General features: G+C 66.1%; 18 protein-coding genes. 11 read left to right on the top strand and 7 right to left on the bottom strand.

The features are described 5' to 3' along the window. The first annotated feature begins 11 nt into the window (after positions 1 to 11). The 9 genes from IVB26_RS27990 (at position 12) to gspM (ending at position 7,717) form a co-directional block, all read left to right on the top strand. A complete protein-coding gene (locus IVB26_RS27990) occupies positions 12 to 1,706 on the top strand; it encodes a GspE/PulE family protein (RefSeq protein ID WP_458309290.1) in 1,695 nt (564 codons plus the stop codon). Positions 1,707 to 1,921: 215 nt separating this feature from the next. Continuing rightward, on the top strand, positions 1,922 to 3,133 hold the full coding sequence (locus tag IVB26_RS27985; protein ID WP_247968332.1) for a type II secretion system F family protein: 1,212 nt from the start codon (positions 1,922 to 1,924) through the stop codon (positions 3,131 to 3,133). 39 nt (positions 3,134 to 3,172) lie between these two features. Beyond that, on the top strand, positions 3,173 to 3,628 hold the full coding sequence (gspG, locus tag IVB26_RS27980) for a type II secretion system major pseudopilin GspG (RefSeq protein WP_247968331.1): 456 nt from the start codon (positions 3,173 to 3,175) through the stop codon (positions 3,626 to 3,628). Next, positions 3,591 to 4,085 carry a prepilin-type N-terminal cleavage/methylation domain-containing protein gene (locus IVB26_RS27975; protein WP_247968330.1) on the top strand — a complete coding sequence of 165 codons (495 nt, stop codon included), beginning with the start codon at positions 3,591 to 3,593 and terminating at the stop codon, positions 4,083 to 4,085. The genes gspG and IVB26_RS27975 overlap by 38 nt, the downstream gene beginning before the upstream one ends. After that, a complete protein-coding gene (locus tag IVB26_RS27970; RefSeq protein WP_247968329.1) occupies positions 4,063 to 4,458 on the top strand; it encodes a type IV pilus modification PilV family protein in 396 nt (131 codons plus the stop codon). Before IVB26_RS27975 ends, IVB26_RS27970 begins: the two co-directional genes overlap by 23 nt. Positions 4,459 to 4,484: 26 nt before the next feature. After that, positions 4,485 to 5,189 carry a general secretion pathway protein GspJ gene (locus IVB26_RS27965; RefSeq protein WP_247968328.1) on the top strand — a complete coding sequence of 235 codons (705 nt, stop codon included), beginning with the start codon at positions 4,485 to 4,487 and terminating at the stop codon, positions 5,187 to 5,189. Next, a complete protein-coding gene (locus tag IVB26_RS27960; protein ID WP_247968327.1) occupies positions 5,186 to 6,100 on the top strand; it encodes a type II secretion system minor pseudopilin in 915 nt (304 codons plus the stop codon). Before IVB26_RS27965 ends, IVB26_RS27960 begins: the two co-directional genes overlap by 4 nt. Before the next feature lies 1 nt (position 6,101). Then, positions 6,102 to 7,139 (top strand): PilN domain-containing protein, encoded by a 1,038-nt coding sequence (locus tag IVB26_RS27955; RefSeq protein WP_247968326.1) that lies wholly within the window; start codon positions 6,102 to 6,104, stop codon positions 7,137 to 7,139. Then, positions 7,136 to 7,717 (top strand): type II secretion system protein GspM, encoded by a 582-nt coding sequence (gene gspM, locus IVB26_RS27950; protein ID WP_247968325.1) that lies wholly within the window; start codon positions 7,136 to 7,138, stop codon positions 7,715 to 7,717. Before IVB26_RS27955 ends, gspM begins: the two co-directional genes overlap by 4 nt. A gap of 28 nt (positions 7,718 to 7,745) precedes the next feature. Here the strand turns inward: gspM and IVB26_RS27945 are convergent, their stop codons facing one another. Further along, positions 7,746 to 11,363 carry an autotransporter domain-containing protein gene (locus IVB26_RS27945; protein WP_247968324.1) on the bottom strand — a complete coding sequence of 1,206 codons (3,618 nt, stop codon included), beginning with the start codon at positions 11,361 to 11,363 and terminating at the stop codon, positions 7,746 to 7,748. Between the two features lie 332 nt (positions 11,364 to 11,695). Between IVB26_RS27945 and IVB26_RS27940 the strand changes: the two genes are divergently transcribed. Together IVB26_RS27940 and IVB26_RS27935 are read left to right on the top strand one after the other, a co-directional pair. Beyond that, a complete protein-coding gene (locus IVB26_RS27940) occupies positions 11,696 to 12,376 on the top strand; it encodes a hypothetical protein (RefSeq protein ID WP_247968323.1) in 681 nt (226 codons plus the stop codon). A 48-nt stretch (positions 12,377 to 12,424) separates the two neighbouring features. Then, the gene (locus IVB26_RS27935; RefSeq protein ID WP_247968322.1) at positions 12,425 to 14,005 is read left to right on the top strand and encodes an MATE family efflux transporter; all 1,581 of its coding nucleotides are present in this window, start codon (positions 12,425 to 12,427) and stop codon (positions 14,003 to 14,005) included. 6 nt (positions 14,006 to 14,011) lie between these two features. Here IVB26_RS27935 and IVB26_RS27930 read toward each other — a convergent pair whose 3' ends face one another. From IVB26_RS27930 to IVB26_RS27905, 6 genes are all read right to left on the bottom strand, one after another. Further along, on the bottom strand, positions 14,012 to 15,220 hold the full coding sequence (locus tag IVB26_RS27930) for a glycosyltransferase (RefSeq protein WP_247968321.1): 1,209 nt from the start codon (positions 15,218 to 15,220) through the stop codon (positions 14,012 to 14,014). Further along, the gene (locus tag IVB26_RS27925; RefSeq protein ID WP_247968320.1) at positions 15,217 to 15,984 is read right to left on the bottom strand and encodes a class I SAM-dependent DNA methyltransferase; all 768 of its coding nucleotides are present in this window, start codon (positions 15,982 to 15,984) and stop codon (positions 15,217 to 15,219) included. Before IVB26_RS27925 ends, IVB26_RS27930 begins: the two co-directional genes overlap by 4 nt. Then, positions 15,981 to 17,102 carry a DegT/DnrJ/EryC1/StrS family aminotransferase gene (locus IVB26_RS27920; protein WP_247968319.1) on the bottom strand — a complete coding sequence of 374 codons (1,122 nt, stop codon included), beginning with the start codon at positions 17,100 to 17,102 and terminating at the stop codon, positions 15,981 to 15,983. The genes IVB26_RS27925 and IVB26_RS27920 overlap by 4 nt, the downstream gene beginning before the upstream one ends. Beyond that, entirely contained in the window at positions 17,099 to 17,545 is a 447-nt protein-coding gene (locus IVB26_RS27915) for a cupin domain-containing protein (protein WP_247968318.1), read from the bottom strand. Before IVB26_RS27915 ends, IVB26_RS27920 begins: the two co-directional genes overlap by 4 nt. 124 nt (positions 17,546 to 17,669) lie before the next feature. Then, the gene (locus IVB26_RS27910) at positions 17,670 to 18,848 is read right to left on the bottom strand and encodes a CgeB family protein (RefSeq protein WP_247968317.1); all 1,179 of its coding nucleotides are present in this window, start codon (positions 18,846 to 18,848) and stop codon (positions 17,670 to 17,672) included. 4 nt (positions 18,849 to 18,852) lie between these two features. Next, positions 18,853 to 20,157 carry a hypothetical protein gene (locus tag IVB26_RS27905; protein WP_247968316.1) on the bottom strand — a complete coding sequence of 435 codons (1,305 nt, stop codon included), beginning with the start codon at positions 20,155 to 20,157 and terminating at the stop codon, positions 18,853 to 18,855. Positions 20,158 to 20,168 lie beyond the last annotated feature (11 nt).

The raw sequence follows: 20,168 nt of genomic DNA, 5'->3' as shown, positions 1-20,168 counted from the left end.
CCGTGAATGCGATGCGCGACCGCTCCGCAGATAGCTTCCGGCAGCACCTCCTGGAAAAATACTCATTGCCGCCGCGGGCGCATGCCCATGTCGACAAATCGGCCAACCCCGCGCTCATGCGCCCGTTGCGTGAATTGTGGGAGGCCACCGATCTCTCCGCGGCCGAATTCGCAGATGAAGTCTCCGATCATTTTGGCCTGCCGCGGCTGAGTCTTCCGCAACTGCTCGCCGCCACGCCTCGCCTCGACGGCTTCTCGCGCCGTTTCCTGCGTGAATCCACCATCTTTCCTTTCAGTGACCCGCCGTCGAACGACGTCTTGCGGCTGGCTGTCGCCGACCCCTCCGACACGGCCGCCATTCGTGCCGCCGAAATCGTGTTCGGAGCCCCGGTCGATGTCGTCGTGGCCTCATACGAGGACATCACCACGGTCCTCGATCAACGGGCCGATGCCGACGATGCAAATGCGGATCGAAGCGGCAGGGGCGTTGCCCAGCAGTCCGACGACGACATCGAGAGCCTGCGCGATCTCGCCAGCGGCGCGCCGGTGGTGCGCGCGCTCAATGATCTCTTGGAGCGCGCGGTGGACCTGCGTGCCAGCGACATCCACGTCGAGCCGTTCCGTGCCGGACTCGTCGTGCGCATGCGCGTCGACGGCCTGTTGCGTGCGCTGCCGTCGCCGCACGGCATTCCGCCGCAGGCGCTGATCTCGCGCATCAAGATTCTCGCCAGCCTCAACATTGCTGAACGGCGCCTGCCGCAGGACGGCGCCGCGCGCGTGCGGGTCGGGCGCAGCGAGATCGACGTTCGCGTCGCGACCATGCCGACGCAGCACGGCGAGAGCGCCGTCATCCGCCTGCTGCCGCGCGACCGCGGTCTCCTGGAAATGAGCAAGCTCGGTCTCGCCGCGCGCGACGAGAGCGTGATGACGCGGCTGCTCGCGATGCCGCACGGCATGATCGTGGTCACGGGACCGACCGGCAGCGGCAAGACCACGACGCTCGCGACCATGCTGTCGATCCTGAACGAGCCCACGCGAAAGATCCTCACCATCGAGGATCCCGTTGAGTACGAGATTCCCGGCATCAACCAGTCCCAGGTCAAGCCGTCGATCGGGCTGACCTTCGCCTCCGCCATGCGCGCCTTCGTCCGCCAGGACCCCGACGTGATCATGGTCGGCGAGGTCCGCGACGCCGAGACCGCCCATATCGCGATCCACGCCGCACTCACCGGGCATCTCGTCCTGACGACGCTGCACACCGAGACGGCCGCGGCCGCCGTGCCGCGCCTGATCGATCTCGGTATCGAGGGCTTCCTGCTGAAGTCCACGCTGCGCGCGGTGGTCGCGCAGCGCCTGGTGCGCGTGCTCTGCGACCGCTGCAAGGTCCCGCATGCGCTGACCGAGGCCGATCTCGCCGAGGACCCGCGCTTCGCGGTGATTGGTTTCAAGTGCGGCGAGGTCGTGCACGAGGCCGGTGGCTGCGAACGCTGCGGCGGCACCGGCTATCGCGGCCGCAACGGCGTGTTCGAGATCCTCGAAATGTCCGACGAGGTGCGCACGCTGGTCGGCCCGCAGACCGACTCCCACTCGATCGACGCCGCCGCGATGCGGGGCGGCATGACCACGATGCTGGAGGATGCGGTCGCCAAATGCCGGGCCGGGCTCACCACCGTGCCCGAGGTCTTCCGCGTCACGACGGTGCGCTAGATATGATGAGATCAGGTTCAAACGTTGCAACGAGGGAGGAGTGCTCCCTCCCTCGCTTGCGGAGGAGGGTTGGGGAGAGGGTGTCTCCGCAATCGAGAACCCCCAAGAGGAGAAAACCCTCACCCGGCGCTATGCGCCGACCTCTCCCGCAAGCGGGAGAGGTGCACCGACCCCGCGGCCAATTGATTCACCCCAAGCTCATCCTGCGCTAACGCATGCCGAACTATCGCTACCGCGCCCTCAACGCCAACGGCGAACTGGTCTCCGGCGCCATTGCCGCGCCTGCGCCGGGCGACGTCGCGCAACGGATCGAACGGCTCGGTCTCGTGCTGGTCGACAACGTCACGCCGGAAGAGGGCGGCTCGGCGGGCCGTGTGTTCAGCCTCTTCAACAGGCCCAAGCCGGAAGACGTCACCATCTTCACCCGCGACCTCGCGCTGCTGCTGCGCGCCGGCGCACGCATCAATGACGGATTGGAGCTGCTCGCGGCGGACCCGGATTTCGGCCGGCTGCGTCCTGTCGTTGCGGACATCCGTTCGCGCGTCGTTGCGGGCGAGAGCTTTGCCGAGGCGCTGGCGCGGCACGAAGGGCTGTTCCCCCCGATGTATGTCGCGCTGGTGCGGGTCGGTGAGGCCTCGGGATCGCTGGACCAGGTGCTGGAGGTGCTGGCCGGCGAGCGCACGCGCAGCGAGGCGCTGAGGCGGCGGCTGTCGGATGCAATCCGCTATCCGCTGTTCGTGCTGGGCGCGGCGGGTTGCGTGCTGCTGTTCTTCCTCACTTTCGTGCTGCCGCAGTTCGCATCCGTGTTGCAGGATTTCGGCGCCAAGATTGATCCGGTCGTCGGCGTCTTTCTCAACATCTCCACGTTCCTGCGCGGCAATTCGGATGCGGTGCTGGCTGGCCTTGCGGCCATCATCGCAGTGGCGTGGCTCTTGCTCCGGCAAGAGCGCGTCCGCCGCGGCGTCACGAATGCGATCACGCGGCTGCCGGCAATCCGCAACGTGATGAGCGCATACCGGACGGCGCTGTTTTGCCGCAATCTCGGCCTGCTGCTCGGCAGCGGCGTCAATCTCACCATCACGCTGCGCATCCTCGTCGACATGATGGCGACGACAGGCTCGGCCGCGGTCTGGAGCGATGCCGCCGACCGCGTTCGCCACGGCTCGAAGTTGTCCGACGCATTGGCTGAGACGGAGGCGCTGCCCGCGATGGCAGTGCGCATGCTCCGGCTCGGCGACGAGACCGGACAATTGCCGATGCTGTCGGGACGCGTCGCCGAATTCTACGAGGCCAAGCTGCAGCGCACGCTGGACCGCGCGGTCGGCATCGCAGGTCCGGCCGCAATCATCGCGATTTCGCTGGTCGTCGGCGGCCTGATCACGTCGGTGATGACGGCGCTGATGTCGGTGAGCCAAATTGTCGGTTAGTTGGGCTAGATAAAGAGCAGGTAACGGGAGAGGCTTGAAGTGACCAAACATCGATGCGCAGGGCGCGGCCGGCAGCGCGCGGGCCGAGGGGAGGCGGGCTTCACCCTCGTCGAGATGCTGGTCGTCATCACCATCATCGGGATGATCATGGCGCTGGTCGGCCCGCGAGTGCTGAACTATCTCAGCGAGTCCAAGGCGAAGGCGGCGAAGATCCAGATCGAGAGCTTTTCCAGCGCGCTCGATCTCTACTTTCTCGATCTCGGCCGTTATCCCACATCGAACGAAGGGCTCTCCGCGCTGACCCGCAACACCAATCAGACCGGCTGGAATGGACCCTATTTGCGTGGCGGCGTGGTGCCGAACGATCCCTGGGGGCACATCTACGTCTATCGTGCGCCGGGCGCGAGCGCGCCTTTTGAGATCATCTCGCTGGGATCGGACGGTCAGGAAGGCGGCAGTGGAACGGCGGCCGACATTGTCAGCGGCGCGCGCTGAGGGCATCGGCGAGGCACGCGGCTTTGCGCTGATCGAGATCCTGTGCGTGCTCGCGATCATCGGCCTGCTCGCGGCGATCATCCTGCCGGCTGTCCCGCGCACGACGACGCGGGCCAGGTTGGAGAGCTACGCGGTCGAGACCGCGGCGCTGCTGAAAGCCGATCGCAACGCGGCGCTGCGCCGGCAAACCAGGGTGGCGACCCAGGTGGATGCGGAGGCGCGCGCGATCCGTTCCGGCGTCACCGGGCGGACCATCCGCTTGCCTGGTGACGTGGTGGTGCAGGCGATGCTGGCCTCACGCTGCGCCGACCGGGCCGCGGGGCGGTCGATCGATTTCTTTCCATCGGGCATGTCGTGCGGCGGGGTGATCGCCTTGGCGCGGCCCGGCATGGGATATGAGGTGCGCGTCAACTGGCTGACCGGAGGCGTCGAGATTGTTCCGCAGAAGCTGCTCTGATAGCGCCGGCTTCACCTTGATCGAGGCGTTGGTCGCGCTCGCGATCATCGCGGTCGTGCTCGGGACGATCGGCTCGGTGATCGCCACGACGGTGAAGGGGACGCGCGCGATCGACCAGCGTCTGGCACTCGCGGGCACGGCCGAGACCCTGCTCGCGGAGCTGCCGGCGCGCTCTTTGCTGAAACCCGGCCGGCGGAGCGGCGAACTCGCCGGCAGCCGCTGGCGGGTCGACGTTGCGCCGATGAACGTGCCGGGCGGTGATCCCGCCAGCGATCGCTTCGTGCCGTTGGCGGTCAATCTGCGCCTGCAGCGCGCCGACGGCAGCGCGATCCAGGTCACGACGGTGAAGCTGGTGCCGAGGGTGTCGCAGTGAAGGGCCTGGCATTGAGGGGCTTGGCGATGAAGCGCCTGCGCCGCGCACTGGCCGATGAAGCCGGCTTCACTTTGCTCGAAGTGCTGCTCGCAACCCTGCTGATGACCGTGATCCTGGCGGCGCTGGCGACCATGACGGCGCAATGGCTGCCGAACTGGAATCGCGGCATTGCCCGCGTGCAGCGGGCCGAGCGTCTTGCGACCGGGCTCGACCGCATCGCCGCCGACCTGTCCGTCGCGGAGCAAATGACAGTGAACGGCGACGCCAGGGTGCCGCTGTTCGACGGCGCCGAATTGTCGGTGACCTTCCTGCGCACGGCGCTCGGTCCAAGCACGCGTCCAGGTCTCGAATTCGTCCGCCTGATCGAAAAGGCTGACGCGCAGGGGCTGGCGCTGGTGCGCGAGCGCGCGCCGTTCCAACCGATGCCGACCGACGGGCAGATCCGCTTCGTCGATCAGGTCGTGCTGATCCGGGCGCCCTTCCGCGTCAACTTCGCCTATGCCGGGCCCGACGGTCAGTGGCAGCCGGTCTGGCGCGGGCAGCCGCAGCTGCCGGATCGCATCCGCATCACCGTGCGCGACAGTGCGTCCGGGCAGGTGCTCGCGGTCTCGGGCGCGGTGGTCCCGCGCATCACGGCGCCGGCCGAATGCGCGCGGGCCAAGAATCCGGCGACCTGCGTCACGGCGCGCACCCGGCCGCAACAGGCGGAGAAAGAGGAGCAGCAGCTTTGAGCGGGGCAGGGCTCGACCATGCGAGGCTTCGCGACAGCCGCGGCTTCATCGTCATCGCGGTGCTCTGGATGCTGGCGGCGTTGGCGGCGCTGGCGCTGATCTACCTGACCTATGTCACCAACACGGCGGTCACGGTCGCCGTCAATGCGGACAGGTTGCAGGCCGATGCGCTGGTAACCGCCGGGATCGAACTGGCGGCCTACCGTCTGACCGCGCAGAACGACGCGAGCCGTCCGACCAGCGGCACCTTTAATGCTCGCGTCGGCGCCGGTCGGGTGAGCGTGACGTTCCGCTCGGAGGCTGCGCGCGTCGATCTCAACATGGCGCCGAAGCCGCTGCTGTCGGGCCTGATGACGGCGCTCGGTGTCTCCGCGACGGACGCACCCGTCTATGCCGATCGGATCCTCGCCTGGCGCTCGTCGACGGAGCCAGGCCAGGACAATCCGGAGGATTCTTACTACCGCACGCTCGGCGCGCCTTATCTGCCGCGCCACGCCCCATTTCCCCATAGCGACGAGCTCTGGCTGGTGCGCGGTATTCCGGCCGCCGTCGTGGAGCGCGCGCTGCCCTTCGTCACGGTGTTCAGCAACATGCGGACGGTGAACGTGATCGACGCCGCGCCGCAGGTGGTGGCGGCCCTGCCAGGCATGTCGCCCGGACTCCTGCAACAGGTGCTGCGCGACCGCACTGACCCCAACGTCGATTCCCGGGCGCTGGTCGGACTTGCCGGCAGCACCAATGCGACGATTGAGGGTTCGAAGGCGTACCGGCTGACGGTCGCGGTCGAGCTGCCGTCGCATCGGCGGAGTTCGGCCGAGATCGTCATCCTGCTTCTCGAAAGCGGCGATGAGCCGTATCGTGTATTGTCGTGGCATAACGCCGTCGATGGCTCCGCCGGAAAGCCTCTGTGAGATGAGTTCGCTCGATTCCCTTCGCGCCATTCTCGATGCCTGGACCGGCACCGTGGCCGGCACGATCGTTCGCGCCATGGAGCGGACCGTGTCGCCGCGGGTGGTGCGGCTTGTCGAAAGCGAGACCGGCATGTTCGCGCTGGAAGCGGCCAAGTCGGAGAACGTCCCGAAGGAGATCGCCTTCGAGGATGGCAAGTTTGCGAGTGCCACTCTCGCGCAGATCGTCCGCGGCAGCCGCGTCGAGATCGTGCTGCGGCCGTCGCGCTTCCTGTTTCGTCCGCTGGAGCTGCCGGCGCGTGCGGCCGATTTCCTCGACGGCATCGTGCGGGCGCAGATCGACCGGCTGACGCCGTGGACCGCGAGCGAAGCGGTGTTCGGTTGTCGAGCCCCGGCGGCGCATGGCAGCGACAGCATCACCACGGAGATCGCCGCGGCGCCGCGCAAGCTGGCGATGAGCTATGTCGAGGCCGTCTCGCCGTTCCATCCGTCAGCGGTCGCGATCGCGACGGAGGCGACCGCGGGCGGACGCATCAAGGTATTCGAGCAGAGATCGCGGGGCGCGGTCGATCCGGCGCGGCTGAGCCGGGCGCTGCAGGCGGTGCTGGTCCTCGCCGCCGTCGCCGCGGTGGTCGGATCAGTCGCGGCAAGCTATCTAGCCGACGGTCTCGGCGCGCAGGAGAAGGAGCTCGAACGGCAGATCACCCAGCGCCGCGCCGCGCTTCGCGGCAGCGATGGCGGCGAGCGCTCCCCGCTCGCGTTGCTCGAACGCCGCAAATACGAGACAGCGGCGAGCGTGATCGTGCTGGAAACGCTGAGCCGGGTGTTGCCTGATCACACCTATGTCACCGAGCTGCACCTGGCGGGCAACAAGCTGCAGATCGGCGGCATCACCCGCGATGCACCCTCGCTGATCCCCCTGATCGAACAGTCCGGGCATTTCAACCGCGCGACGTTCTACGCCCCGACCACGCGCAGCTCCTCCGATCCCGGCGAGCGCTTCCATATCGAGGCGCAAATCGAACCGAGGAACGTGCCATGAGCAGCGCCAAGGTTACCGGCGGCAATGCGGTTGCGCGGGCGCTTGCAGGCTCGCCGCTGATCGCAGTCACGCTCTACGTGGCGGTCGCCGGCGCGCTGCTGCTGACGGCGGGCCTGTCGATCGCCGAGATCGTCGCCCATCGCCAGGCGCTGGCGCAGACTTCCGACCTGCTCGACCAGTTGCGTGGCCGCAAGGGAGGCACCAAGAATGCCGCGGCCTTGTCGGCCGAGCGGCCCGGCACGCCGTTCCTGGAGGGGCCGACCGTGACGGTCGCCGGCGCCAATCTGCTGCAGCGGGTTGCTGCGGCGGTCAGCGATGTCGGCGGCCAGGTCCAGTCCTCGCAAGTCGACGTGTCCGGCGCGCAGACCAAGGACGGCTTCGTCGGCCTCGTCGTAAGCTGCGACCTGGAACAGCCGGCACTCCAGAAGCTGCTCTACGATCTCGAGGCCGGCATGCCGTTCCTGTTCGTCGATCAGCTCGACGTCCAGGTGCCGCAGACCACTGCGCTGGGCGATGCCGGCACCGGTCGCGTCAGGGTGATCCTGGGCGTCTCGGGCCAGTGGCAGGCGGGGAAGTAGGTCGGCCAGATCAGGCGGACTCGCCGGCTCACCAGGCGTACTTGAACACGCCTTTGCCGGAATAGCTGGTGACGTTGCCGGAGAACTCGCCGTCGAAGACGGCGGCGATCGAAAAGCCGCTCAGCCATTTCATCTCGGCACTGCCGCTCACGAGCGCGGAGTCGGCATCGACCCTGGCGCCGTTCACGACGAAGCTGGTGCCGGGCAAGGTCTGGAAGAGCGCGGTGACGGCGCGGCCCGGATTGTAGTCGTGCGCCCAGGCGGCGCGGCCGCGCAGCGTCAGCACGCCGTTCTGCATGGGGTAGGACTTGTCGGTGCGCAGGCCAAGCTCGGAGCGGGTATCGGTCAACGATTGCGAAGCGTAGTTCAGCGCGAACAGGCCGCCGCCGTTCAGGCTGACTTCGGAGTAGTTGGGCAGGTTGAAATTCGTCACCTGCGCCGCCGCATAGGGCGTGATGCCGATCAGCGGCGTCGTGAAGCGATAGCCGCCCTCGAAGCGGGCCGAGAAGGTGTCGGCCTTGAAGCGGCCCTGGAGCTGGTCGGCCCCGGCGAGAGCAACGGTGCGGTTGGTGGTGACGTCGTGCCAGCCATAGGCGAGCGCGGCCGAGACGTAGGCCGGCCCGAAATTGTGCCGGCCATAGACACCGGCCTGGAACAGGTCGGCCGAGCCCGCGCCCATCGCATTGGCGAGCGAGTAGTTCAGCCCGCCGCCGCCGAGCGCAAAGCCGACCAGCGTGTCCACCGAGATCCTGTAGTCGGCACCGGCTGCGCCGCCCCAGGCCCGCGCGGTCAGGTCCTGCGAGCCGACCACTGCATTGCCGCCGACCTCCGCCGAACCGCCATAGCCCGCCGCCCAGACGCTCCAGCGGCTGCTCGGCTGCGAGGAGAGCAACGGCGCCTTGGTCGCCATCGCATAAGCCTCGCGCTCGCGCGCGGTGGCCGGACGCATCGAGGCGTAGGCGGCAGCCTCATTGCTATCGGCGAACTGCGCGACGCTGCCCGCCTTGGCGAAGCCGCCGCTCCGCCCGACGACGGTCGGATCGAGCATCAGATTCAGGAACTGGCCGTCGGCATTGATTGCGGACTGGATGATGCCGGTGCCGAGCTCGCCCGAGGCGGTGGTCAGTCCCGCCGGCGTCAGCGCGGCAAAGGCGGCTGGGATGCCGCCAGTGGTGTTGAAGAAATTGGTCAGTGTGTTCGCGACGTTCTGCTGGTTGACGGTGAGGCCGCCCGCAGGTGTGAAGTTGACGTTGACGTTGAGGAACACGGTGCTGGTGTCGTAGCTCAGCGTCGCGTTGAGCGTCGGCATGTTGGAGACGACGGTCGGGTTGAACGTGGTACCGACCAGGCTGCCGGCCGCGGTCAGGATCGTGTATTGCTTCTTGACTGTGCCCGAGGTGAAGTTCGCGCGCACTGTCGCGCCGCCGAGGTCGGTCGCGCCCGTGACCTGGGTGAGGCTGGCATTGGTCGACGAGACCTGCACCAGATAGGTCGAGGCAGCGGTGAAGGTCAGCGATCCGCTGATGCTCATCGGGCCGAACGGGCTCGCCGTGCTGCCGGGCGCCAGCGTGCCACCATTGACCGCGACGCCCGCGATCGTGCCGCTGCCGGCGAGCGTGCCGCCCGCGTTGACCGTGACTGGGCTATTCAGGATAGAGCCGTCCACCACCAGCGTGCCGCCATTCACGGCGGTGGCGCCCGTATAGGTGTTGATACCGGTCAGCGTCTGTGCGCCACCGGTCAGCGTCAGCCCGCCTCCCAAGCCGGCATCGTCGATGACGCCCGCGAATGTGCCGTTGCCGGTCGTGATCGTCAGCGTGTTGGCGCCGAGATTGACGGTGCCCGCGCCCGAGAGCGACTTGATCGTGGTGCCGGTGCTCAAGGCCGTGATGTCGAAGACGCCGTTGGCGATGACGTTGCTCGAGGTCGCGATGCTGCCGTCGCTGCCGCCGAAATTGACGAGATCGAGCTCGCCGCCGCTCGCGATTGTCGTGGTGCCGGTATAGGTGTTGGTGCCGTAGAGCTGCTGCAGTCCTCCGTTCGCGATCGCAAGATTGCCCGCGGTGCCGCCACCAATGCCGCCGTCCTGGATCACGCCGCCGAAGGCGGTGCCGCTGCCAGCGGCAATTGTCAGCGTCTTCGATCCCAGCGCGACGACGCCATTGGTGCCGAAGGAGAACAGCTGGGTCACCGAGACCCCGGACGTGGTCTGGGAAATATCGAGTGTCGCGCCCGCGCCCGAGAAGGCGACGTAGAGCGAATTTGCAATCGAGCCGCTGCCCTTCAGCGCCAGGGTTGCACCCGCGTCGATCTGCGTGACATTGGTGTAGGTGTTCACGCCCGAGAGTGTCTGCGTTCCGCCGAAAACCTCAAACCCGCCTGTGCCCTGGATCACGCCCGAGAACTCGGTCGAGCCGTTGGTAATGACCAGATTGTTGGCGCCCAGATTGACGACGCCGCTCGAGCTCCCGGCAAGCGTCGTGATGGCGTTGAACGGAACCGAGGATGCCGAAATGTCGAAGGTCGCGTCGACCGTGACGACGCTGGATGACGAAATACTGCCGAAGCCCGAAATGGCCAGCGTTCCGGCCGAGATCGTGGTTGCGCCCGTGTAGGCGTTGGTGCCGGCCAGCGTCAGCGTGCCCGTGCCGACCTTGGTCAGGCTGCCGGTGCCGGAGATGATGCCGTCGACCTGGGTCGAGGTGTTGAGGCTGCCAGTGGTGAGCGTGTTGGCGCCCAGAACGTAATTACCGGCGCCTTCGATCGAGCCCGACGTCATCCCGCCGCTGGTCAGGCCCGAAATGTCGACGGTGCCGCCTGCGTTGGTGATAAAGCGCGCGCTGCCGCCGGTCGCCGACCCGCTAAAGTTCGTCGTTGCGCCGTTGTTGGTGGTGATGGTGGCGCTGCCGGCGGAGGCTGAGCCGTCGAAATTGACCGTTCCGTCGTTAATGATGGTCGAGGTGGCGGCGGTGGTGCTGTTGTGGAAGTTCAGCACTCCCCCTGCGCCGTTGTTGATCGTCGCCGTGCCGGCCGAGGCGTCGGTGAAGAAATCGATCTGACCGGTGGCGTTGTTGGTGATCTGGGCGCTGCCGGCAGAGGCGGAATCCTCGAAAGTTATGAAGCCGCTGTTGAGGAGGCTTGCTGTGCCCGCCGTGCTGTTCTGGATGAAATTGACGTTGCCGCCGACGTCGTTCGAGATGGTCACGGCGCCGGCGCCGCCGCTCGCGGTGCTGCTGTTCTGGAACACCAGGTTGTTGCCGGAGGTGACCTGGAAATTCTGGGTATTGACCGTATCGCTGTTGATGATGCCCGTGGCGTTGACGATGAACGGATTGCCGATCGTGAACGTATAGGCCTGCGAGGTGTTCGCGAACTGGATCGTGCCGATGCTGACGACGCCGTTGTTGTTGTCGACCGCAGTGCTTCCGGTGTTGGTGAAGGTCGCGGTCTCGTCGGGCACGCTCGGGTTGGATGACCAGTTGGTGGGATCCGTCCAGTCGGTGGAGCCACCGGTCCATGTGCCGTCCACGGCATGCGCGGCGACGATGCCCAGCGCCGTGGTGGTGAGGAGTGTCGCCAGGGAGTGGCGTACGACCGATCGCAGCCCGTATCCGATCCGCCCACTTGCCATTGTCGGTCCAGCCATCCGATCGTCTCAAATCAGCAAAGAAATTCATCGCAAACATGCAACCGGGGCGCGCACTGACGCTCAGCGCCCACGCCATGATCTCATGGCGCCGCAATGGCCTGCAATGAACGGATATCCATTTACGCCTGCTTCCTCCCTGTTCCGCTTTGCATTTTCAGCCATCGTGGCTGTCGGGCAACATATTCATGCGTTGCAACGGGTGCAGCACGGAATGTACGTGCTCGGTGGGTGGCGGGACGGTGTGGGTTGATGACGCCACGGATCGGAACTAGTTTGGCGCCAATGCCTCGCCGTCGCGTGGCGCGGCCCGTGGTCGCAGGGGAATATCGATGTCCGGCTGGCTGAGGCCGACAGGATTGGCCGTGCTTTGCGCGGTTCTGGGCGCTGCCGGAGCCATGGCGGCGACCTCATCGCGCGTGGATGTCCTGTCGGACGATGCGGCGGGCAATCCTGCCGAAAGTGTCGATGTCGGAACGATGCGACCGATCGCGCGGCCCGCGCAGCAAGGGCCGGGCAAGCCCATTCCTCGCGGCAATCCGCTGTGGTCGGTGCCGCTCTCGGCTCTGACCGCGACCCAGGAGCGCCCGATCTTCTCGGCCATGCGCCGGCCGCCGCCGCGCGCGGTCGCCGCTTCGCCGGTCGAGGAAAGTCCCGCGCCGGCGCCCAAGCCGGTCGAGGCGCCGCCGCCGTTGTTGCTGGTCGGGGCCGTGGTAGGCGAGGGCGATGCGATCGCAATTCTCGTCAACCGCACCGATCAGAAGGTCGTGCGTCTGCGGCAGGGCGAATCGCTCGCGGGCTGGTCGCTGACGTCGGTGCAGCCGCGCGAGGTGACTTTCAAGCAGGGCGAGCGCAGCGAGGTGCTGGTGCTCCAGCGGCCTGAGGCAGCCGTTGCCGCGAGCCCGCCCGCAGATGTCGGCGGCAAGCTGACGATGCCGGGCCCGGCCGATCCGTCGCTCTCTCCCTTCGTGCCGCGTTCGACGCCGAAGAACGGCGAGTCGGATGGACTCTGAGCGCTGGCGGGCGCGCCGGGCCGCTTGCTTGACCGGGAAGGACGCGGCTTGACCGACGAGCAAATTGACGCGCCCGGCCCGGCCGACGGTTCGAGCAGGCCTGGCGGCATCAGCCGCGCCCGCCGCCTCTTGCAGGGCTGGTCCGCCAACCTGGTCCAGATGGCGCTGGGGCTGTCTCAGCAGCTTCTGCTCATCCCCGCCTTCCTGCATGTCTGGACCGGCGACACGCTCGCGGCCTGGCTTGCGATCTATGCGGCGGGAAGCCTCGTCGTCGTGGCGGATGCCGGATTGCAGCTTCGCGCGATCAACCGCTTTCTCGCGTTCAAGGCTTGCGCCGATTGCGACGGGCGCACTGCGAATTTCTATTCGGCGCTGCTGCGGATCTATCTCGCCATCGTGGCGGTGCTGGGTGTGCTTTTGTGCGCGGCGGTGGTTCTTGCGCCGCCATCGGCCGTGCTCGGCTTTCACGCCACGCCAACATTCGATGCTGCGATGCTGGTGATGATTCTGGGCATGCTTCTGACCGTGCCCGCCAACCTCGTCTCCGGCCTCTATCGGGTGCGAGGCCATTATGGCCGGACGGTCTGGCTGCAAAACGCCGCGCTGCTGCTTGGACAGATCGCCCAGCTCGCGGCGCTCGCATTGTTCGGCAGCCTGCTTGCGGTCGCGATTGCCTTCGTGTCGATGCAGGTCCTGTTCGCGATCCTGCTCGCTGCGTTCGACGCGCCGCGACTGTTTCCGTTCCTGCGCCGTGCCGGCAAGCCGCCGTTCGTGTCGCCATCCCTGCGCTGGAGCGTCGGACAATTCGGCCGCGCAGTGCCCTTTGCGGTAGCCAACATCACCGAGCTCGCACTCGTCAACGTCCCGGTGCTGCTCGTCTCGGCATTGGTCACGAACCGCGTCGCGGTGGCGCAATGGGGCTTGACGCGTGTGATCGCGAGCCTGGTGCGCGGCCTGTGCCTCCAGGTGACGCTGCCGCTCGCCGCCGAGCTCGGCCACGATCATGCGGTCGGCGACAAAGATCGGCTGCGCCGGCTCTACGCCCATGGCTCGGTGTTCGTGACAGGCCTTGCCTGCCTGACCGTCGCCGGCCTGCTGCCGTTTTGGCCGGATTTCTTCGCGTTGTGGACCCATGGCAGCATTCCCTATGACGCGCCGCTCACGGTGACACTGCTGCTCGGCTCGGCGGCCGTCGCGCCATCGCTGCTGGCACTGGTCTTTGCCAATCACAGCAATCGCGGCGATCTCCTGATCCGGACCAAAGGCCTCCAGCTCGTGGTCTTCCTGGCGCTGTCCTTCGTTCTGATTCCGCGGCTGGGGCCGCTCGGGGCCGCGCTTGCCGTGGTCGCAAGCGACATCCTCGTTCAGTTCGGACTGCTCGCGCTGCTGGTCATGCGCCAGACCCTGCATCATCCCTTCAGGCACGTCGCCTTTCTGATGTTCATGGGCGTCGGCATCGTGGCGTCGGGCTGGCTGATCGGGCAGGCGATCACCGCGCTGGTGCCGGGAAGCGGGCTCGTGCACTTCGTCGTGGAATGCGCGATCTGGCTGGCCGTAGTCAGCATGCTCGCAAGCCCGCTGTTGAATGCGGCGCTGCGCGAGCGCCTGAGGGCGCGCATTCCGGCTTAGGGCAATTCAGCGCGCGGTCAACGCCAGCCGGTGCTTCAGCCGTTCCAAATGGCGGGCGAATTGCTGGTGGCCGGCCTTGGTCTCCGCGGCAAAGTGCGCGAGCCGGATCTCTCCGGCCGCTTGCAGCCGTTCGCGCGTGCCCTCGGTTCGCAGGCTGACGATCGCATCCGCGAGTGAACGCGGGTCGTCATAGTCGAACAGGATCGCGGCGTCGCCGGCCTGGGCCTTGAAGGCCTCCGGATAGATCACCGGCGTGCCGACCGCCCAGGCTTCCAACGGTGGAAGATTGGTCGGGCCGAAATAGCTCGGCATCACCAGCGCGGCGGCGCCGCGATACAGCGCGCCCAGTTCGGCGGACTTGACGAAGCCGATGATGGAGATCTGGTCCGACAGGCCGTAGGCACGGATCGCCGCATCGATCTTGTCGCGGCCGCCGCGATCCGAGCCGCACAGCACCAGCCGTTCGGTGATGCCCCGCTCGCGCAAGCTTGTGAGCGCGGCGAGCAGCGTCATGTGGTTCTTGTGCGGCCAGAATTGCGCCGGATAGAACAGATAGCCGGGCTTGAGCCGGTATCTTGCCAGCACCGCCGCATCGTCGGCGGCGTCTGACGTGGACTGGCTGACATAGGTGGAGGGCGAGAACGGGATGCAGACCGCGCGCTCCCTTTCCATGGCATAACGGCGGCAGAGATCGTCGACCAACTCCGGCGCGTTGACGATCACGACTGCCGCCTTGGTGCTGGCAAGGCCGAACAGGATCTCGCGGCGCTCGAATTCGCCGAACGTCCGGACCTCCGGAAACTCCGGTGCATCGCGGTGGCAGCCGTCGAAGATCGTGATGATGAACGGCAGCTCGTAGAGCAGCAGGTGCCGCTTCGAGGTCGAGGTGAAGTGCACGACGTCGATGCCGTCGCGGATCAGCGCCCGCTCGAACGGCGATCTCAGCTTCAGCGCGATCTGGACGAGATCGAATGGTCCGCAATATTTCAGGAACAGGAAGACATGGTCGAGCGGCCCGAACTTGAGCAGGCGGGCTACGACGCCGAACTCCTTCAGGATGTCCAGGGTCTTCGGGTAGGGCGAGTACACCACGATCTCGTTGCCCGACTTGGCCGCCCAGTCGCGCAACCAGAGCAGGTCGTTGAGCGGCTGCTGGAAGCCGCCGCCGACCTCGAGCGCCTGTTCCAGCATCACGGCAAGGCGCAGCGGTCTCACGGTGTGACACTCTTCCCGGCGACTGCATAGGCCGCCCAGCTCTTCGAGTTCGGTGCGTCTTCTGTCAGCCATGCGGCGTGAGCGGCGGGCTGGAAGCCGGTCGCCGCAAGCGCTGCATCGATCTCGAACGGAAACCAGTAGCGCATGTGGTGCGCTTCATCGACACGCTGGATCGTGGCGCGATCCATCTCCTCGCAGAACAGCGTATAGTTCACGGTGACGGTCGCGGTCTGTTCGTCATGATCGGATCGCGCAATGCGGGTGAGGCGCAGCGGCTTCTGCTCGATCACCTTGACGCGCGTCTCGACGCCCTGCGCCAGCACGGCGCCGCCGTACCAATAGTCGAAGAAGAAGACGCCGTCCGGCTTCAGTGCCGCATGGGCCGTGCGGAACATGGCCGTCAGGGCGTCGCGGCTGGTCTGATAGCTTGCGACGTGGAACAGCGACACCACAGCATCGAAATCGCGTTCGGGACCTGTCTCGCAGGCATTGCCCTGCCGAAACGGGATCGACAACCCGGCTTGCGCGGCACGCATCTTGGCGCGCGCGATCATCTCGTCGCTGAGATCGATGCCGGCAACGTTCCACCCATGGCGCGCGAAGGCGAGCGCATGCAGGCCGGTGCCGCAGCCGAGATCGAGCAGCTTGCCCGAGGAAACGCCGCGGTCGCGCAGGCGAGCCTCGACGAACGCCATCTCGGCCGCGTAATCCTTGTCCTGATACAGAAGATCATACCAGGGCGCGTAGTCGGCGAACACCGTCACGCCAGGATCTCCTTCAGCGCCTCGGCCGAGCGCGCGATCTCGTCGTCGGTCAGGGCAAGCCCGCTTGGCAGGTAAAATCCGCGCCGAGCGATGTATTCCGAATTTGGATGGCTTTCGTCGCGCATCAGGCCCATTCGGCGCAACACCGGCTGCTCGTGCATGCACCAGAAGAACGGCCGCGTCCCGATGCCCTTTTCGCCGAGGCGCCGCATCGCTTCCTTGGCGTCGAACGGGACGTCGTCGTTCAGCACGATGCCGTAGACCCAGTAGATGTTGTCGGCATAGCCGGTGCGGGCGACGGGGCGACGGATGCGGTTGAGGCCTGCGAGATGTTCATCGTAAAGCCGGCCGATCCGGCGCTTGATCTCGACCGTTCGCGATAGGCGCTCGACCTGGGCGACGCCAAGTGCAGCCTGGAGGTTGGTCATGCGCGCGTTCCAGCCGAGTTCCTCGTGGACGAAGCGCTGCTGCGGCTGGAAGCATAGATTGCGCAGGCCCTGCAGCCGATCGGCGAGCGTGTCGTCATCGGTGAGGATCATGCCGCCCTCACCGGTCGTGACGTGCTTGTTCGGATAGAAGCTGAAGGTCGAGACATCGCCGAAGCTTCCGCAAGGCGCGCCGCGATAGGTCTGGCCGTGCATCTCGGCGGCGTCCTCGATCACTTTCAGATTGTGCTTGCGGGCCAGCGCCAGGATCGGATCGAGGTCGACCGGCAGACCGTAGATGTGGACCACCATGATCGCGCGCGTGCGCGGCGTGATCGCGGCTTCCACGCCCTCGGCCGTCATGTTCCAGGTCGCGGCATCACAGTCGACCCCGACGGGCACGAGACCCGCGCGCAGCACCGCGGCCGCGCAACTGATGATGGTGAAGGTCGGGATGATGACTTCGGACCCCTCATCGAGCCCAAGGGCATGGACGGCGATGTCGAGCGCGACCGAGCCGTTGGTTACGGCGATGCCGTGTCGTCGTCCGGCGGCCTCGGCCATCGCCTGCTCGAAGCGCTTGATGAACGGGCCCTCCGAGGAGATCCATCCTGTCCGGATGCATTCGGCGAGATAGTCGGCTTCGTTGCCGTCGAGCAGCGGCGTGTTGACCGGAATGAACGGTGCGGTCACAGGTTTGGCCCCTTGATCCGGATTTCGGACGGGGAGGCCTCGGCAAAGCGGGTCTTGTCGTTCTCGCCGGAATAGGGACCTTGCTTGATCTCGAACATCTCGAGCGGCTCGAGCACGTGGAAGCCGTGGGCGCCGCTGCACAACAGGATGATGTCGCCGGCACAGAGCACGCGGCTTTCGAGATAAGTTTCCTCGACCGTGTAGAAGTCGACCTGGAGTTTGCCCTTCTGGATCAGGAGGACCTCCTGAGTGTAGTGCACCTCGCGCGTCACCTTGTTGTGGCGATGAGGCTCGATGGTCTTGCCTTGCGGATGACTCATGAAGGCGAGCTGCTGGGACAGCTCCGGCGTCGAAAAGAAGTGGATGCCCGGCTCGCGGAACGAGGCCCGCACGATGATCGCATAAAGCTGATCGCCGAATCGAACTTGTTCGACGTGTTCCATCGTGAGCCTCAAAAAACCGCTGTGATTAGAGTGAGATAGCTGCCTCGCCGCGCACTTTGGCCATTTTGGCCGGGACCGTCAAGGGCGGACGATCATGGCGATTGCTCCGCCTGCCGGTGCAGATTCAGGCGAGGTGAGCGAGTATTTCTTCGACACGCCGTTGGAAGGTATGGGCGGCAAACGTCCTGGCCTGTCCCGCCTTGGCAATGGACCGGCGCGCCATATCGTCGGCGAGATACCGATCGATCAACGCGAGACAGTCCTCGACGCTGCGCCACGCGACGATCTCGCGCTCGGGAGCGAACAATTTGTGGAGATTGTCCTTGAAGTCGGTGAGCAGGAACGCGCCGACGCCGGTCGCTTCGAACAGACGGGCATTGCCAGCCTCACGGCCGGCCATGTCGATATGCGAATTGAGCGTGACGCGCGAGGCGCGAAGTGCCTGGTACATCTCCACGCCCCACACCTCGCCCTGGTAGCAGCGGTGCAGCGGCGAGGAGGCGGGAAGGGAGTGCAAGCCGCTGCCGAACAGTTTGAGATCGTAGCGCCGTGCCACCGCTTCGAGCTGCGCGACACGAAGCTGGTGATCCGCCGATACGGCACCGACGAAGGTGACGTCGAATTCTTGCTGGGGAAACGGAGGCAGGACGTCGAGGATAGCTGGTTCGAAGGCGAGATGGACGACTTCCGCGCGCGCTCCGTGGGCACGGAAGAAGTCCACCACCGCCGCCATCTGCGAGATCATGAGGTCGTAGACCGACCAGTCCTCGCCGCGCGAGGGCGCAATGCCGATCTGGCCGACCAGGATCGGCCGGCCGATCTGCTTGATCCTGCGCGCCAGGCGCGTGTCGACGTGGAATAGATCCTGGTTGAGGACGAGATCCGGCTTGAAGTCCTCGATCTGCTCCAGCAGGATTTTTTCTGCTTCCGCGTCGAGCCGCGGGCTGAGGCCGACCTTGCGCGCGAGCGGTCGCAGCACCGGCTTGAAGGGGGCGACTGCGCGTTGCAGCCAGCCGGGAATGGCATTGAGGGCGGCCGAGGCGCCGGGTGGCGGCGGCTCGGTGACGGCAAGGCCGTGCTCGCGCGCCCAGGCTGCCCGCATCCAGGGATTGTTGACATGGATGTCGGCAGCGACGTGGCCGAGGCCGGCGAAATTGCGCGAATAGAAATCGGCAACGCCGAACAGGCTGGCGTTCCGCGCCGCCATCTGCGCCGCGTAACGTTCGTTCTCGAGGCCGGGTCTGCGCCGGTAGAGCCAGGCCAGGAAGCGCGGATAGTCGGCGTTGAGGATCAGGATGCGCACGGCGTCACGGCTTCTCTTCGAACACGTTGCGGGGCATCACGTACCAGAGCAGGAACAGGATGGCGGTGCCGTGGGTAACCATGGCGACGGTGAGCGGCACGTTGAGCAGGACGTGCGGCAGCACGCCTGATGACATCAGGACAAAGCGAGGCGAGAGGCCTGCGGAGGCGCGATTACCGAGCGCCAGAACGAGGCCTGCCGCGAGCGCGGTCAGCGGTGCCAGCCAGGGGCCGACGGACGCGATTCCTTCCGTCGCAAACAGCGACGCGTTCAAATTGCCGAAATCGTAGGTGTTCTGCATCACCACCGCGAGCGGCTCCTCGTAAGGACAATACACCAGCGGCTTGAGCACGGAGATCTGGCAGAACCAGGTCAGCGGGTGGCTCGCAAAGAAATGGTTGTACAGGTCGAGAGCGCCCGATGCCGTCGCCATCATCCGGATGTTGACGATGTCGAAATATCTGCCGGGAATGCTCCTCAGGCTAGCCTCTGTCAGCCAGATCACGAGTAGCCCGATCAGCATCGGGACGAAAATCGATGCGATGACCGATGTTCTCGCCTCCAGAAACCGTGACAGCACGACCAGCGCGATCAACCAGGCCGGCGTGAATAACGCGAACTTCGTCAGCGTGACGGGATAGAACAACAATAGAAGGACCAGGACGAGGACGGCGCGGACGCGATGGCCGAGCAGCCAGTAGCAGGCGAAGGCGAACGGCAGCAGCGTGCTGGAGACCCATCCTATCAGATATCGCAGCGCTCCCGGAAATTCGAGGGTGTCGCGGAAGTCGTAAATGCGCGCGACCGAGACCAGACGGAAATTGTAGGTCGAAGCCACCGCGATGGTGGCGATAGAGACCGCCAGAACGAGCGTAAGCAGGTGCTCGAAACGGGCGTTGGACAGGGTCACGAATTGCCGCAGCGGCGCCCGGATGAACAGGGTGGGCATCAGGAAGAGCAGCAGCGCCAATGCCGCCGAAACTCCTGCAAGCAATCGCGGGTAATTGTAGTCGGAGAAGACGTCGATCCACAGGAAGCCCAGGATCATCGTGTAGGAGTAGAATCCGACGAAATAGCCGAAGCTGAAGCGGGCGGAGGCGAACAGCAGCGAGACGACGGAAAAGCCGGCCGCGACGATGACCGCGATCCAGAGGCGTCTCGGGTCGAAGTCGATGGAGAGCTGGAAGGTCGCGACCTCGATCAGTGACAGGCAGGTGACGGCGCTGTGCAGCAACACCAGTTTCGTCAGCGCGGATTTCGAGTCCAGGCCGGCGCGCAAATCGCTGATGATGCCTGGCGGTGCGCTCATTGCCGTAGCTC

This window comes from Bradyrhizobium sp. 195 (assembly GCF_023101665.1).
Taxonomy (GTDB): domain Bacteria; phylum Pseudomonadota; class Alphaproteobacteria; order Rhizobiales; family Xanthobacteraceae; genus Bradyrhizobium.
This window is presented reverse-complemented; position numbering and strand designations above follow the sequence as displayed.

Excerpts from the sequence above, each read along its gene's own strand:
- IVB26_RS27945 (WP_247968324.1), bottom strand. The coding sequence starts at position 11,363 with ATGGCTGGACCGACAATGGCAAGTGGGCGGATCGGATACGGGCTGCGA.
- IVB26_RS27955 (WP_247968326.1), top strand. The coding sequence starts at position 6,102 with ATGAGTTCGCTCGATTCCCTTCGCGCCATTCTCGATGCCTGGACCGGC.
- IVB26_RS27940 (WP_247968323.1), top strand. The coding sequence starts at position 11,696 with ATGTCCGGCTGGCTGAGGCCGACAGGATTGGCCGTGCTTTGCGCGGTT.
- IVB26_RS27905 (WP_247968316.1), bottom strand. The coding sequence starts at position 20,157 with ATGAGCGCACCGCCAGGCATCATCAGCGATTTGCGCGCCGGCCTGGAC.
- IVB26_RS27985 (WP_247968332.1), top strand. The coding sequence starts at position 1,922 with ATGCCGAACTATCGCTACCGCGCCCTCAACGCCAACGGCGAACTGGTC.
- IVB26_RS27915 (WP_247968318.1), bottom strand. The coding sequence starts at position 17,545 with ATGGAACACGTCGAACAAGTTCGATTCGGCGATCAGCTTTATGCGATC.
- IVB26_RS27965 (WP_247968328.1), top strand. The coding sequence starts at position 4,485 with ATGAAGCGCCTGCGCCGCGCACTGGCCGATGAAGCCGGCTTCACTTTG.
- gspM (WP_247968325.1), top strand. The coding sequence starts at position 7,136 with ATGAGCAGCGCCAAGGTTACCGGCGGCAATGCGGTTGCGCGGGCGCTT.
- IVB26_RS27990 (WP_458309290.1), top strand. The coding sequence starts at position 12 with ATGCGCGACCGCTCCGCAGATAGCTTCCGGCAGCACCTCCTGGAAAAA.